Here is a 15,763-nt window from a genome sequence, read left to right on the forward strand (position 1 = left end):
AGCGCAGAACCTGTGGCGAGGGGGCGCCACTCTCCGGATTTTGATCGTTCCTGCGCTCAACTGATGTTCCTGCGAACCCTTACCACCCCCATCTGCAACCCGAACGGCCGGAACACCGCATTCAGCGACTTGAGGGTTTGGTTACCTTCCCCATGCTCGATATGCACCAGCGTGCGCACCGAAATCTTGCACATGCGGGCAAACTGGCTTTGATGTAGGCCGGTAACCTCCACCCGCAAACGGCGGACGGCCTCGCCGATTTCCAGAGTACCTTCAGCCAGTCCTTGCTGAATGCTCTCGATCAGCAGAGCGCGAGCGTCAATGGAAAGCGTCATTTCAGCCCCCAGTTTTTCAAGCGCTGCTGAAGGTTTTTCAAAGCGATACTCGGGTGGTTCATGGTGACGTCGGGCAAGCCGCTGGCCGCCAGAATGTCCGGCAACGCCAGCAAACGGTCGGCATCTTGTCGAAGACGTTCGAGTGCGTCCGCAGGATGAATGATCTCCACCAACGCATCACACACACCGAACCAATCAATCTCACCAGCCACTTCCAGGTCTTTCGGCCATTTGGTGGTACGTGTAACACCTTCCTCGTCCATCACCATCGGTGCCATAGGCGTACTCCAGAAAGGTGCTATCGCGGGCAATCACTTCTTCCCGACGAAAGCCCAGCGGTGACCGGTTATCCAGTGCCTCGAACGACTCCTTGATGCGCAGGTTGCCGATCGGTGCCGGGGTGCTTCGTCCCAGCAAAAACAGGTCGGTACTCACCTCTTCAGGCTTTTCCTGACCAAGGCGCGCCATCAGGAAGCGCTTGGCGGCCCCGGCGGGCGCGATGTCGTGCAGGAAGGCGGGTGCTTTTTTCAACGACACACTGTCCCAATCCAGCGGCAATCTGGCACTGACTGCTTTGGTAAAGGGTGATTGGATGTAGTCGAAATTGCCGCTGATGTAATCCTGCTTGTAAGCGAATCGACATGGGCCTTCGAAGCCTTTTTGTGGCTCGGCGAATACCAGGGTCATGGCGTCTAGCCAATTTCCGGCTATGTAGATCTGGAGTGTCAGGGTATACATGAGCAAACCTGCAATTTAATGCATTTATGGAACGCTAAATGACTCTTTGCTTGCAATATAGTGCAGATCCGTTCAATTCGCTCACCCTAAAAACGCAATAAAATGCATTTACATCGTTAACACAGGGTAATACACGCAATAAATTGCAGATTGATGATCAAAAAAAAGGGGAGCACATGCCCCCCCGAGGTTTAAAGCGTTTCAGTCAAAGGCTGTAGATCAGCCCTCGATCTCGATCAGGATTTCGCCCGGGTTGACCCGGTCGCCCTTGGCCACGTGGATGGCGGTGACCTTGCCGGCGATGGCCGATTGGACTTCGGTTTCCATCTTCATCGCTTCGGTGATCAGCACGGCCTGGCCGGCTTTGACCATGTCGCCTTCCTTGACCAGCACATCGACGATGTTGCCTGGCATGGTGGTGCTGACGTGGCCCGGCGCGGAAGCTTGCTTGCGCTTGCTGCTGCCACCGCCGACGAACTCGTTGAGCGGTTCGAACACCACTTCTTCCGGCATGCCGTCGATGGACAGGTAGAAGTGACGCTTGCCTTCCGACTTGACGCCGACACCGGTGATGTCGACGCGGTAGGTTTCGCCATGGACGTCGATGACGAACTCGGTCGGCACGCCTTCGCCACCCGCTGAAGTCACACCGCCAGCTTCCGGGATCGGCAGCAGCACTTCCGGAGTCAGGGTGCCGGCTTCACGTTCTTCGAGGAATTTGCGGCCGATGTCCGGGAACATGGCGTAGGTCAGCACGTCTTCTTCGGACCTGGCCAGCGCGCCGATGTCGCCGCGCAGTTTGGTCATTTCCGGCTTCAACAAATCGGCCGGACGCACGTCGATCACGTCTTCGCTACCGATGGCCTGGCGACGCAGTTTCTCGTTCACCGTACCCGGCGCCTTGCCATAGCCGCCTTGCAGGTAGAGCTTCACTTCGTTGGTGATGGTTTTGTAGCGCTCGCCGGCCAGTACGTTGAAGAACGCCTGAGTACCGACGATCTGCGAAGTCGGGGTCACTAGCGGCGGGAAGCCGAGGTCTTCACGGACCCGCGGGATCTCCGCCAGCACTTCGCTCATGCGGTTCAGCGCGCCCTGCTCTTTCAACTGGTTGGCCAGGTTGGAAATCATCCCGCCCGGTACCTGGTTGACTTGCACACGGGTATCAACAGCGGTGAATTCGCTTTCGAACTGGTGATATTTCTTACGCACGGCGTAGAAGTACAGACCGATTTCCTGCAACAGCTCCAGGTTCAGCCCAGTGTCGAATTCGCTGCCCTTGAGCGCGGCGACCATCGACTCGGTGCCTGGGTGGCTAGTACCCCAGGCGAAGCTGGAGATAGCGGTGTCGATATGGTCGGCGCCGTTCTCGATGGCCTTGAGCTGGCACATCGCAGCCAGACCAGCCGTGTCATGGGAGTGGATGAACACGGGCAGCGATTGCTCGCTTTTCAGTGCCTTGACCAGCTCGCCAGTGGCGTATGGGGTCAGCAGACCGGCCATGTCCTTGATCGCAACAGAGTCGCAACCCATGGCTTCCATTTGCTTGGCCTGAGCCACAAATGCCTCGATGGTATGCACCGGGCTGGTGGTGTAGGCGATGGTGCCCTGGGCGTGTTTGCCGGCAGCTTTCACCGCTTCGATGGCCACACGCAGGTTACGCACGTCGTTCATGGCATCGAAGATGCGGAACACGTCGATGCCGTTGACCGCAGCCTTGGCAACAAAAGCCCGCACCACGTCATCGCTGTAGTGGCGGTAGCCCAGCAGGTTCTGGCCGCGCAGGAGCATTTGCAGGCGGGTGTTAGGCAAGGCCGCACGCAGTTTGCGCAGGCGCTCCCACGGGTCTTCTTTCAGAAAACGTACGCAGGCGTCGAAGGTCGCGCCGCCCCACATTTCCAGCGACCAGTAGCCGACTTTGTCGAGCTTGTCGCAGATCGGCAGCATGTCTTCGGTGCGCATGCGGGTCGCGAGCAGCGATTGGTGGGCGTCGCGCAGGATTGTGTCGGTAACGTGGATTTGCTTGCTCATTGTTCTATTCCTCACAGGCCTGCGTGGGCGGCGATGGCGGCGGCGATGGCCAGGGCCAGCTCTTCGGGTTTGCGCTTGATCGAGTAGTTGGTCAGTTCAGGGTGGCTTTCAACGAAGCTGGTGTTGAACTGGCCGCTACGAAATTCCGGGTTACGCAGGATTTCCTGGTAGTAGGCGGCGGTGGTCTTGACCCCTTGCAAACGCATGTCGTCGAGGGCGCGCAAGCCACGGTCCATCGCTTCTTCCCAGGTCAGGGCCCAGACCACCAGTTTCAGGCACATGGAATCGTAGTACGGCGGAATGGTGTAACCGGTATAGATCGCCGTGTCGGTACGCACGCCGGGGCCGCCGGGTGCGTAGTAACGGGTGATCTTGCCGAAGCTCGGCAGGAAGTTGTTTTTCGGGTCTTCGGCGTTGATCCGGAATTGCAGCGCGAAACCGCGATGCTGGATATCTTCCTGTTTCACCGAAAGCGGCAGACCGGAAGCGATGCGGATCTGCTCGCGAACGATGTCGATACCGGTGATTTCTTCGGTGATGGTGTGTTCCACCTGAACGCGGGTGTTCATCTCCATGAAGTACACCTCGCCTTCGGCGAGCAGGAACTCCACAGTACCGGCGTTCTCGTAGCCCACGGCCTTGGCTGCGCGCACTGACAGGTCGCCGATGTAGGCACGCTGTTCAGGGGTCAGTTGCGGGCTCGGGGCGATCTCGATCAGTTTCTGGTTGCGGCGCTGGATCGAGCAATCGCGTTCGAACAGATGCACCACGTTGCCAAAGCTGTCGCCGAGGATCTGCGCTTCGATATGCTTGGGATTGACGATGCATTTTTCCAGGAAGACTTCCGCCGAGCCAAAAGCCTTGGTCGCTTCGGAAATCACCCGTGGGAAAGCTTGTTCCAGTTCTTCACGGCTGTTGCAGCGGCGAATACCACGGCCGCCACCACCGGAAGTGGCTTTGAGCATCACCGGGTAACCGATGCGGTCGCCTTCGACCAGCGCTTCAGCGATGTCCGCGACGTTGCCTTCAGTGCCCGGGGTCACCGGCACGCCGGCCTTGATCATGCTGCGGCGCGCTTCGGTCTTGTCGCCCATGCGGCGAATCACTTCTGCCGATGGGCCAATGAATTTGATACCGCGCTCAGCGCAGATTTCCGCCAGCTCGGCGTTTTCCGAAAGGAAGCCATAGCCGGGGTGCAGTGCGTCGCAACCGGTTTCCACCGCCAGGTTCACCAGCTTGCGTGGGTTCAGGTAGCCGGCCAATGGTTCGGCGCCAACGCTGTGGGCCTCATCCGCGCGTTTCACATGCAGGGCATGGCGATCGGCGTCAGAATAGATCGCGACCGAGCGAATGCCCATCTCGGCGCAGGCACGCACGATTCGTACGGCAATCTCACCACGGTTGGCGATCAGGATCTTTTTTATCACTTTTGAGGTTCCCTTGAGCCGATTGCACCAACGACCCACTAGACCAGGTCGACGAGTGACCAAATGTTTCAAGCCAGTCGCAGCACCACACTAGCCCCCTCAAGGGATTAACAAAAATCAATAATAATTGGGTCGCTCATAAGTAAAGACTTATAGTTGACTGAACAGCTTGCGCCGGGAGTGCTCACATAATGCGTAAGTCTTTGATGCGTATGACATTACGCCAACTTCAGATTTTCAATGAAGTCTGCGATTTACGGTCCTACAGCCGCGCGGCTGAGGAAATGTCTCTCACGCAGCCAGCCGTCAGCCTGCAAATTCGTCAGCTGGAAGAGCTGATTGGGCAGCCATTGTTCGATTATGTCGGCAAAAAACTCTACATGACCGAAGCCGCCGAAGCCTTGCAGCGGGCCAGCCGGGATATTTTCGGACGCCTGGAAAACCTCGATATGCAGCTCTCGGACATGCAGGGTTCGCTGCAGGGGCAACTGAAACTGGCGGTGGAATCCAGCGCCAAGTACTTCGTACCGCACCTGTTCGCCGCGTTCAAGCGCCAGCACCCGGAGGTCAATCTGCAGCTGACGGTGATCAACCGGGCGCAGGCCATTCGGCGCCTGTCGGACAACCGCGATGACCTGGTGATCATGTCCATGGTGCCGCAGGACATGGGCCTGGAGTTTCTGCCGTTCCTCAACAACCCGATCATCGCCGTGGCACCACCAGATCACCCGCTGTGTCATATGGGGCCGCTGCGTTTGCAGGATCTCGAGCCCTATACGCTGCTGTTGCGCGAGCAAGGCTCGGGCACACGATTGGCGTGCGAGGAGTATTTCAAGGAGAAGCGCGTGCACTTCACGCAAACCCTGGAGGTTGCTTCGGCGGAAGCCCAGCGCGAGTGCGTGGTGGCAGGTCTGGGCGTAGCGCTGCTGACGCGCCACGCCCTGAACCTTGAGTTGGCCACCGGCGCCCTCAAGGAGTTGCCAGTGGAGGAACTGCCGCTGTACCGCAGCTGGTGCGTGGTGCAAGCCAAAGCCAAGCGCCTGTCGCCGGTGGCGCATGCGTTCCTGGGGTTTATCCGCAGCGAACGACTGCAGATCAGCGCGCTGGTTGAGCGTTTCGACGGGAAATTGCCGGCGCCGCCTGCCAGTAATTGAGCTCCGGCGAATCAGGAAAGTCGCCAATCTCGGCGAGCAACTGACGCTGCTCACAACGGTGCTCGATCGCGCGACGGAATTCCATGCGGCGCTGATCTTCCTGCTGACGGCGGGTTTTGACAGCGCTGTTGCGTTCTTCGTAGGACTGGGCCATTTCGAGTCTCCCAAGACGAGTACGGGAGTTACACGATGAACGCCGGGGATGACGATTTGGCTGCGTGGGGGTTACAGGAATGTGAAAATTGCCGAATGACGATGGCGACAGTGAGGACGCCTTCGCGGGCAAGCCCGCTCCCACAAGGTGATCGCATACTTCCTGTGGGAGCGGGCTTGCCCGCGAATGAGCGAAGCGAAATCAATCATCCAGCGCTTTCACCGACTTGGGCGACAGCCGCAAGCTGCGCAGGCTGCGCTTGACGCTTTTGAGGTGGTTGACCAGGCTCGGGCCGCGGGCCATGGCCACGCCCATCGCCAACACATCGATCACCACAAGGTGAGCGATACGCGAGGTCAGCGGCGTGTAGATTTCGGTGTCTTCATGCACGTCGATCGCCAGATTGACGGTCGAGAGCTCGGCCAGCGGCGTCTGGCTCGGGCACAAGGTGATCAGCGTCGCGCCGCTTTCGCGGACCAGATTGGCGGTGATCAGCAAATCTTTGGAGCGCCCGGACTGGGAAATACAGATCGCCACGTCGGAAGGTTTCAGCGTTACTGCCGACATCGCCTGCATGTGCGGGTCGGAATAGGCCGCCGCGGTCAGCAGCAAGCGGAAGAACTTGTGCTGAGCATCCGCCGCCACCGCGCCAGACGCACCAAAACCGTAGAACTCGACGCGCTGGGCCTGAGACATGGCGGTGACCGCACGCTGCAAGGCTACCGGATCGAGCCTCTCGCGCACCTCCATCAGCGTGTGCAGGGTGGTGTCGAAAATTTTCAGGCTGTAGTCGGCAACCGAGTCGTCTTCATGGATTGCGAACTGCCCGAAGCTCGCGCCCGCCGCCAGACTTTGCGCCAGTTTCAGCTTCAAATCCTGGAAACCCGAGCAACCGATGGCGCGACAGAAGCGCACGATGGTCGGCTCGCTGATGCCAACGCTGTGGGCAAGATCAGCCATGGAACTGTGCATCACAGCCGCAGGGTCAAGCAGCACATGATCGGCGACCTTGAGCTCCGACTTGCGTAACAGATGGCGTGACTGGGCGATGTGCTGCAACAGATTCAAAGGACTGGACTCATTGTTATTGGCAGGCGCCAAGGATGTAGCGCGCTTGTAGTTATACTACAAGAATTGGCTTTTTGCCTGCTCAATACGTAACTGAATCGCCTTGTTGCCCCCTATTTTGGCCGGGTGCGCTCTATGTAGCCACTACGAAGAGCCGGCGTCTGCTCGTAACAACTCAGCCAAACCGTCAGCTTCCACGGGCCGACTGATGAGATAACCCTGCACCTCATCGCACTGTTCGACTTTGAGAAACTCCAGCTGCTCCGCACGCTCGACCCCTTCAGCCACCACTTTGAGGGACAGCCCATGGGCCATGGCGATGATTGCCCGGGTGATCGCCGCGTCTGCACTACCCTCGGCCAGACCGCGAATAAACGCCTGATCGATTTTCACGTAGTCCACCGGAATGCGCTTGAGGTAGCTCAACGACGAATAGCCGGTGCCGAAATCGTCGATTGCCAGTTTCACTCCCAGATCACGCAGTTGCTGGAAGGTCGCGATGATGTGCTCGACGCTGTCCAGCAGCTGGCTTTCGGTCAGTTCCAGCTCAAGGTAGTGCGGCGCCAGACCGGTTTCCTCGAGCACCTGGCGAACCAGGCTAACCAGTTTGCCTTGGCGCAATTGATGCACCGACAGATTAACCGAGACCCGGATCGGTTCCAGCCCCTGGCGTTGCCATTCGCAGGCTTGCCAGCAGGCCTGACGCAGCACGAACTCGCCGATTGCACCGATCAGACCGGTTTCCTCGGCGAGCCCGATAAAGTCGCTCGGCGGGACCCGGCCCATGCTCGGGTGATCCCAACGCACCAACGCTTCGGCGGCATTCAAGCGCCCCGTGGCCAGACACAGCTTTGGTTGGTAGAACACTTTCAGCTGCCGTTCTTCGATAGCCTTGCGCAATTGGTTCTCGAGCTGCAGACGTTCCAGAGTGCTGGCCTGCAGGCTCTCGGTGTAGAACTGGAAGTTGTTGCCGCCCAGGTGCTTGGCGTGTTGCATGGCCATATTCGACTGACTGACCAGCGCCGAAATTTCCCGCGCGTTGTCCGGCAACATGCTGATGCCCATCGAGGCACTGACCACCAACTCATGCCCTTCCACCGTCAGCGGCAATCGCAGCTTGGTCGCCAACCGGGTCGCCACTCGCGCCAGACTGGACAGGTTGCCATAGGCGTCGAACAGCACCGCAAACTCATCAGCAGATAAACGCGCAATGGTGTCCGCCTCCGGCAGCGCATTGACCAGTCGACGCGCCATTTTCTGCAACAACTGGTCGGCAACTTCATGACCGAGGCTGTCATTGAGCAACTTGAAGCGATCCAGATTGATGTGCAGCAGCGCCAGACTACGGCCGCCCTGACGCACGCGCTGATGGGCCTCGTTCAGCCGCTCGCGGAATAACGAGCGATTGGCCAGCCCGGTGAGCTCGTCGTAATGGGTCAAATAGCGCATGCGTTCTTCGGATTCGCGCCGGGCGGAGAGATCGGCGAAGAAGCCAACAATGTGACTCACATTTCCCCGAATATCGCGCACGACGCTGAGCTGTAGCCATTGCGGATAAAGCTCGCCATTCTTGCGCGCCTCGACCAGCTCACCCTGCCAGCTGCCGTATTGCTCCAGCGCTTGATGGATCACCGAGTAATGCCGGCGCGCATCACGGCTGCAGGGTAGTTCGACGACGTTGCGCCCGAGCAAGTCTTCGATCTGGTAACCGGTCACTCGACTGAACGCCTGGTTGACCGCGATCAACGCGTAATTCGGATCGAAGATCACGATGCCTTCGCTGGCGGCTTCGAACACTGTGGCTGCCAGCCGACTCTGTTCTTCCAGCGCTTTGTTGGTGCTGATGTCACGTCGGGTGCCGACCATACGGATCACCCGACCGTTTTGCGCACGCTCCACTGCTCGCCCACGGTCCTCGATCCACACCCAATGGCCGTCGCCATGGCGCACGCGGTACTCGATCAGGTAGTCCTCGGTGCGGCCCTTCAAGTGCTCGACCAGCGCGCGCTTGAGCAGCGGCAGATCCTGCGGATGCAAACGCGGCTTGAGGTGGCTGAGCATTGCGGTCACGTCACCTGGCTCCAGGCCAAACAACTCCTTGAGCTGCGTGTGATGGACCTCGTCGGTTTGCAGATTCCAGTCCCACAGCCCCAGTTCACTGGCTTTCAGTGCCAGGCCCAGACGCGCTTCGCTTTTGCTCAAGGCCTGGTTCGCCACATCCAGCTCCAGACTGCGTTGCGCCACGCGACCTTCGAGGCCAACCTGAGCCTCACGCAATTGTTCTTCGGCACTTCGGCGCTGCTCGATTTCCCGAGCCAGTTCCCGATTGAGCTGTTCGCTGCGGCTTTGCGCCTGCTGCAAATGCTCGATCAACGCCTGATTCTGGAAGCGTCTGAGCAAACCGCGCTGAATCAACCGATTGACCTGCCAGGCGACGACGCTCAAGGAGCCGAGCAGAATCAGCCCCAGCCAGCCCCAGCCTTGCTGCTGTTCATCAGCGCCCCAGAACAAATAGCCGATCGCCGGCAACAGGCAGGGCAAGGTAAAGGACAGGAAGGCCGGCAGACTGACCGCATAGGCGACGCTGGCCGATAGCGTCGCCGCACCGATCAGGCCGAAGACCCAGGCCTGCTGCAGGAAACTGTCGGTCGGCACCAGGGCAATGCCGGCGCCCGCCAGGGTCAAGCCGCTCACGGCCGAACCGAGCAAGAACATTCGTTGCCAGATCGGCTGTGCCTGGCGATCCGGTATGGCGGAATCGAACGCCGCGACCTGAATCACTCGCAACGCGACCAGTGTCAGCAGCCAGACCAGCCAGATGCTGACCAGCCAATAGCGCTGCGGGCTCCAGAGCAACCAGGCGCAGACCAGACCATTGAGTAACATGAACAACGTGGGCAGCAGCGAGCCTTGATAAAGCAGACGCGTGCGTTCGACCGCCATTTCCATGGCGTAGTGCTTGCGTATAACCTGAGGCTCCACAGAGGGGCCCGACAGGTTAGTGCTGAGAGTCATAGGCAATATTCTTGTTCTTATTATGGGAAGCTGGATTGAGCCTGAAACGTCGCAGGAGCATACACAAGCAACTGCCCGGACCAAACTGCTCCAGATCATAAAAACAGCAAAACGAAGGATGCCGGCCCCCCTCTCCAGACCACTCGAGCTAACCCCGCCAATGCCTGCAGAGAATGACTGACCGGTCGTCCCCGGCGCTTCTTTTTATCGGTTAAACCAAAGCTCGGTTTGCCCGGTGTGCCCCGGCACCCTAGAATGCTCCAATGCGCGATGATCTCTCCCTTCTGCTGAACTCCCTCAACGATGCCCAACGCCAGGCCGTAGCTGCCTCCGTGGGTCGTCAGTTGGTCCTGGCCGGTGCTGGTTCCGGTAAAACCCGTGTGCTGGTGCACCGTATCGCCTGGTTGATCCAGGTCGAGCAGGCCTCGTCACACTCGATCCTGTCGGTGACCTTCACCAACAAGGCCGCTGCCGAGATGCGTCATCGCATCGAGCAGTTGATGAACATCAGCCCGGCCGGTATGTGGGTCGGTACCTTCCACGGCCTGGCGCACCGCCTGTTGCGGGCGCACTGGCAGGAAGCCGGGCTCAGCCAGACCTTCCAGATCCTCGACAGCGATGACCAGCAACGACTGGTCAAGCGGGTGATCCGTGAACTGGGCCTGGACGAGCAACGCTGGCCGGCCCGGCAGGCACAGTGGTTCATCAATGGGCAGAAAGACGAAGGTCTGCGCCCGCAACATATTCAGGCCAGCGGCGATCTGTTCCTGGCCACCATGCGCAGCATCTATGAGGCCTACGAGGCCGCCTGCCTGCGCGCCGGCGTGATCGACTTCTCCGAGTTGCTGCTGCGCGCCCTCGATCTGTGGCGCGACCACCCGGGTTTGCTGGCGCACTATCAAAAGCGCTTCCGCCATGTGCTGGTGGACGAATTCCAGGACACCAACGCCGTGCAGTACGCCTGGTTGCGTCTGCTGGCCAAGGGCGGCGACAGCCTGATGGTGGTCGGCGATGACGACCAGTCGATCTATGGCTGGCGCGGCGCGAAAATCGAGAACATTTACCAATATTCCGAAGACTTCCCGGACGCCGAAACCATTCGTCTGGAACAGAACTACCGCTCCACCGCCGGGATCCTCAAGGCCGCCAACGCCTTGATCGCCAACAACACCGGGCGTCTGGGCAAAGAGCTGTGGACCGACGGCGGTGAAGGCGAAGCGATCAATCTGTACGCGGCCTTCAACGAGCACGATGAAGCGCGCTACGTGGTGGAAACCATCGAAAGCGCCTTGAAAACCGGTCTGGCTCGTAGCGATATCGCCATTTTGTATCGCTCCAACGCCCAATCCCGGGTACTTGAAGAAGCCTTGCTGCGCGAACGCATCCCTTACCGGATCTATGGCGGCCAGCGCTTCTTCGAGCGCGCCGAAATCAAGAACGCCATGGCCTATCTGCGCTTGCTCGAAGGTCGCGGCAACGATGCGGCACTGGAGCGGGTGATCAACATCCCGGCCCGTGGCATCGGCGAAAAAACCGTCGAAGCGATCCGCGAGCACGCCCGCCACAGCGATGTGTCGATGTGGGAAGCGATGCGCTTGTTAGTGGCCAACAAAGGCCTGACCGGTCGTGCGGCTGGCGCCCTTGGGGTGTTCGTCGAACTGATCGAGAACCTCGCGGCGAAAACCGTGGACATGCCACTGCACCTGATGACCCAGACAGTCATCGAGCAGTCCGGGTTGATCGCCTATCACGAGGCGGAAAAAGGCGAAAAAGGCCAGGCTCGGGTAGAAAACCTTGAGGAACTGGTCAGCGCCGCGCGCAACTTCGAAAACGCCGAAGAAGATGCCGACCTGTCGCCACTGGCGGCTTTCCTTGGCCATGCGTCGCTGGAAGCCGGCGACACTCAGGCCGACGAGCGCGAAGACAGCATCCAGCTGATGACGCTGCACAGCGCCAAAGGCCTGGAATTCCCCTATGTGTTCCTGGTGGGCATGGAAGAAGGCCTGTTCCCGCACAAGATGAGCCTGGAGGAACCCGGCCGCCTGGAAGAGGAACGCCGTCTGGCCTACGTGGGCATCACCCGGGCGATGCAGAATCTGGTGATGACCTACGCTGAAACCCGTCGCCTGTACGGCAGTGAGACCTACAACAAGGTTTCACGTTTCGTACGCGAAGTACCGAAAGGCCTGATCCAGGAAGTGCGGCTGTCCAACAGCGTCAGCCGACCGTTCGGCGGCGGCCAGAAGCAAAGCTCGAGCAGTATGTTCAGCGGCACCGAGATCCCGGAAACCGCGTTCAGCCTTGGTCAGCAGGTGCGGCATTCGGTATTCGGCGACGGGGTGATCCTCAACTTCGAAGGCGCTGGAGCTCAGGCTCGGGTGCAGGTGAACTTCAGCGAAGGCAGCAAGTGGCTGATGCTGGGCTATGCCAAGCTGGAAGCCGTCTGATAGGACGGCTATTCCCACAAAACTCATCCACCATTATTACAGACAAACCTGAAGGGGTTTTGCTGCCCAAGCAAAAGCTCGAAACACTCTGCCGCTAGCCAGCAACACTTCATCTGTGCAACATGGCGCGCGTGCCATCCACAAATGGGAATTCCCTTTATGAAACGTTTTCTTAGCATCGCCATGGCGTTGTGCATCGGCCTGACGATGAGCCTCGACGCCAACGCCGCCAAGCGCTTTGGTGGCGGCAAAAGCGCAGGCGCTGCGCCGACCCACCAGACTAGCCAGATGGCCCCGGCCCCGGCCTCGGGCGCTGGCTCTGCAGCCGCAACCGCAGGGGCTGCCGGTGTCGCAGGCGCTGCCGCCAAGGCTGGCGGTGCTTCGCGCTGGCTCGGCCCTCTGGCCGGTATCGCTGCCGGCGGTCTGCTGGCCTCCATGTTCATGGGCGACGGCTTCCAGGGCATGCAGATCTTCGACATCCTGATCATGGCGGTCATCGCCTTCCTGGCCTTCCGCTTCATTGCCGCTCGTCGTCGCAAGCAACAGGAGCACATGGCTCCAGCTGGCCACGCACCGATGCAGCGTGAAGTGTTCGAGCAAAAACCGGCTTCGGGTTCGATCTTCGGTGGATCGGCAGCACCTGCCGCCGTCCGTCCGGTAATCAATGCTCCGGCCTGGTTCAACGAAGAGCGTTTCGTTGAAGCGGCGCGCAACCACTTCCAGTCCCTGCAACAGCACTGGGACGCCAACGAAATGGACAAGATCGCCGAGTTCGTGACGCCGCAGCTGCTGGAGTTCCTGAAAAAGGAACGTGCCGACCTGGGTGAAGGTTTCCAGTCCACCTACATTGATAACCTCAATGTACAGCTGGACGGTGTGGACGATCGTTCCGACAAGACCGTCGCTACCCTGACCTTCAGCGGCGTGTCGAAATCCTCGCGTTTCGACCAGGGCGAAGTCTTCAACGAAAGCTGGAACATGGAACGTCCGCAGGGCGACAATCAGCCATGGCTGGTTGCAGGTATCCGCCAGAACGGCTGATCCACCCTCGCGCCAAGTACGCTGTAACAAAAACCCCGGACTTGTCCGGGGTTTTCTATTTCACAGTTGCACTTATAGCGAGCTACTGTATAAACCGCCCCATACAAACCGCGCCATTGAGCAAGAGGATTGAGGTCGTGGAAGAAGTCATTGAAGAACTGCGTGAAAAAAATGAACCTGTGCCGGTCCCGCTGGAACTGCCAGATGAAGATCTACTGGTGGAGATCGAAGAACAGCTGTTCATCGACATTCCCTTTGTCTTCAAGGAATTCCTGCTGACCGTCAGCGATGTCGTGTATGGCAGCCTGGAGCCGGTAACCGTTACCGATCCACAGTCCCATACCTATCTGCCTGAAGTTGCGGCCAACGCCTGGGATGCCGGTGTTCCCCGGGAGTTGATTCCGATCTGCCAGAGCGGTGACGATTACTACTGCGTCGAGGAAGACGGCACCGTAGTGTTGTGGTCGGCCGAAGAAGAACTGGTGACGGAAGAAACCTGGGAATCGGTGTGGCACTGGGCGCGGGACGTCTGGCTGGAAAGCTGATACCGCGAGCCCGCTTCCAGCGCCAGCCTGGAGCGGGCCTCAATGTTCGACAGAGTTGTTGTGGTTATCCAGGGTTTCCAGCAGGGCAATCTGCATCCGCGTATGCACGCGGATAAACCAGCGCCACAGCAGCGCCGCGACAACTGCCGCAACGACAGCAATCAGGATCAACAGTTCGATGGTCGGCAAAATGCTTGACGACAATGCCGCCAGCAGCAGGAAGATCACCAGCAACGACAAGATCGGTATCACCTCTGCGATCACCCGTCGCACTCGCTGGGTATGGCGCCCGGCCATTTCCGCTTTCACGCCCATCTCCGCCAGCATCATCGACAGTGCCTTGAGCTTGCGATACGCGGCGATCAAAAACGGCAACGACAACAGCAGCGCGCCACCCCAGATCAGGGCCTTCTGCCAACCGGGGTCGCTGATCCAGCCTTGAAGATAACCACCAAGGCGCTCGGCAAAAAAACCGCCGGACAAAAAGATCGCCATTACCAGCGCCAGATTGACCCCCACCTGTAACAGGATCCGCCGAATCATTTTCGCCAGCAGCGCACCTTCACCCTGCGGCTGGATGCTGCGCAGCCATTCACCGTACATCCCCAGCACGCGAGCCAGACGCTGCGGCATCACTGCCGCCAGCTTCAGCGACAACGGGTCGGCTGCCCGGATCAGGTAAGGGGTCAGCAAGGTGGTAATCACCGATACGGCTACCGCCACCGGATAAAGGAAGTTGCTGGTGACCTGCAAGGTCATGCCCAAGGAAGCGATGATGAAAGAGAATTCGCCGATCTGCGAAAGGCCCATGCCGACCCGAAGTGAGGTACGTCCATCATTGCCGGCGATAAAGGCGCCCAGCCCGCAGGACATCATCTTGCCCAACACCACGGCGACGGTGATCACCGCGATCGGCCAGGCGTATTGCAGCAGGATCTGCGGGTCGATCATCAGACCAATGGCGACAAAGAAGATGGCGCTGAACATGTCGCGAACCGGCTCGATCAGACGTTCTATTTTCAGTAATTGCCGGGACTCGGCCATGATTGCGCCAATCAGGAATGCGCCCAGCACCATGCTGTATTCCAGCTTGACCACCAGCAGACAGAAACCGAAGCACAAGCCCAGCACAGTGATCAGCAGCATTTCGTTGCTTTCGAACCTGGCCACATAAGCCAGTAATCGCGGCACCAGCAGAATGCCGACCACCAGGGCGACGATCATGAACAGCGAGAGCTTGCCGACCGTGGAAAACACCTCACCAGAACTGACGGTGCCACTGACCGCGATACTCGATAACAGCGCGATGATGCCAATCCCGAGAATGTCCTCAACGATCAACACGCCGAAGATCAGCTGCGCAAAGCGCTGGTTCTTCATCTTCAGGTCATTAAGGGCCTTGACGATGATGGTGGTCGAGGAGATCGCCAGAATTGCGCCGAGGAACAGCGAGTCCATGGTGTTCCAGTCGAACCAGCGACCGATTTCGTAGCCGATCCAGATCATCAGCACGATTTCGAGGAACGCGGCGATAAAGGCCGTGGCGCCGACCCTGAACAACTTGCGCAAGCTGAATTCCAGGCCCAGACAGAACATCAGCAGGATCACCCCAAGTTCGGCGAGCGTCTTGATCGTGTCTTCGTCGTGGATCAGGCTGAATGGCGGGGTGTGCGGGCCGATGATGAAACCGGCGACGATGTAACCGAGCACCACCGGCTGTTTGAGCCGGTGAAAGAGAATGGTCACCACACCTGCGATCAACATGATCACTGCCAGATCCTGAATAAAACTGATGGCGTGCATGGCGTGGG

Annotated in this window: 11 protein-coding genes and 1 pseudogene; 4 read left to right on the plus strand and 8 right to left on the minus strand. The window is 59.2% G+C overall.

The window, feature by feature from the left end:
- Positions 1-56 precede the first annotated feature (56 nt).
- The 4 genes and pseudogenes from AC3I0A_RS26870 to AC3I0A_RS26885 all read right to left on the minus strand — a co-directional run bounded on the left by AC3I0A_RS26870 (position 57) and on the right by AC3I0A_RS26885 (position 4,528).
- Positions 57-335 carry a helix-turn-helix domain-containing protein gene (locus tag AC3I0A_RS26870; protein WP_489375516.1) on the minus strand — a complete coding sequence of 93 codons (279 nt, stop codon included), beginning with the start codon at positions 333-335 and terminating at the stop codon, positions 57-59.
- A pseudogene (locus AC3I0A_RS26875) lies at positions 332-1,073 on the minus strand (hypothetical protein). Before AC3I0A_RS26875 ends, AC3I0A_RS26870 begins: the two are co-directional and overlap by 4 nt.
- Positions 1,074-1,292: 219 nt before the next feature.
- Positions 1,293-3,101 (minus strand): sodium-extruding oxaloacetate decarboxylase subunit alpha, encoded by a 1,809-nt coding sequence (oadA, locus tag AC3I0A_RS26880; protein ID WP_489375517.1) that lies wholly within the window; start codon positions 3,099-3,101, stop codon positions 1,293-1,295.
- Between the two features lie 11 nt (positions 3,102-3,112).
- The gene (locus AC3I0A_RS26885) at positions 3,113-4,528 is read right to left on the minus strand and encodes an acetyl-CoA carboxylase biotin carboxylase subunit (RefSeq protein ID WP_489375518.1); all 1,416 of its coding nucleotides are present in this window, start codon (positions 4,526-4,528) and stop codon (positions 3,113-3,115) included.
- Positions 4,529-4,719: 191 nt separating this feature from the next.
- Between AC3I0A_RS26885 and AC3I0A_RS26890 the strand changes: the two genes are divergently transcribed.
- Positions 4,720-5,682 carry a LysR family transcriptional regulator gene (locus tag AC3I0A_RS26890; protein WP_489375519.1) on the plus strand — a complete coding sequence of 321 codons (963 nt, stop codon included), beginning with the start codon at positions 4,720-4,722 and terminating at the stop codon, positions 5,680-5,682.
- Here AC3I0A_RS26890 and AC3I0A_RS26895 read toward each other — a convergent pair.
- The 3 genes from AC3I0A_RS26895 to AC3I0A_RS26905 form a co-directional block, all read right to left on the minus strand.
- Entirely contained in the window at positions 5,624-5,836 is a 213-nt protein-coding gene (locus tag AC3I0A_RS26895; RefSeq protein ID WP_489375520.1) for a PA3496 family putative envelope integrity protein, read from the minus strand. The genes AC3I0A_RS26890 and AC3I0A_RS26895 overlap by 59 nt on opposite strands.
- A gap of 201 nt (positions 5,837-6,037) precedes the next feature.
- Positions 6,038-6,904 carry a transcriptional regulator HexR gene (gene hexR, locus AC3I0A_RS26900; protein WP_489375521.1) on the minus strand — a complete coding sequence of 289 codons (867 nt, stop codon included), beginning with the start codon at positions 6,902-6,904 and terminating at the stop codon, positions 6,038-6,040.
- 144 nt (positions 6,905-7,048) lie between these two features.
- A complete protein-coding gene (locus AC3I0A_RS26905) occupies positions 7,049-9,919 on the minus strand; it encodes a putative bifunctional diguanylate cyclase/phosphodiesterase (protein WP_489375522.1) in 2,871 nt (956 codons plus the stop codon).
- A 263-nt stretch (positions 9,920-10,182) separates the two neighbouring features.
- Between AC3I0A_RS26905 and uvrD the strand changes: the two genes are divergently transcribed.
- From uvrD to AC3I0A_RS26920, 3 genes are all read left to right on the plus strand, one after another.
- A complete protein-coding gene (uvrD, locus tag AC3I0A_RS26910) occupies positions 10,183-12,366 on the plus strand; it encodes a DNA helicase II (protein WP_489375523.1) in 2,184 nt (727 codons plus the stop codon).
- Between the two features lie 159 nt (positions 12,367-12,525).
- Entirely contained in the window at positions 12,526-13,407 is an 882-nt protein-coding gene (locus AC3I0A_RS26915; protein WP_489375524.1) for a Tim44 domain-containing protein, read from the plus strand.
- Between the two features lie 137 nt (positions 13,408-13,544).
- Positions 13,545-13,952, plus strand: a complete 408-nt coding sequence (locus AC3I0A_RS26920; protein ID WP_489375525.1) for an SMI1/KNR4 family protein — start codon at positions 13,545-13,547, stop codon at positions 13,950-13,952.
- A gap of 39 nt (positions 13,953-13,991) precedes the next feature.
- Here the strand turns inward: AC3I0A_RS26920 and AC3I0A_RS26925 are convergent, their stop codons facing one another.
- Positions 13,992-15,755 carry a cation:proton antiporter gene (locus tag AC3I0A_RS26925; protein ID WP_489375526.1) on the minus strand — a complete coding sequence of 588 codons (1,764 nt, stop codon included), beginning with the start codon at positions 15,753-15,755 and terminating at the stop codon, positions 13,992-13,994.
- Between the last annotated feature and the right edge of the window lie 8 nt (positions 15,756-15,763).

The sequence above is a fragment of the Pseudomonas sp. KH_024_B2 genome, from assembly GCF_057839965.1.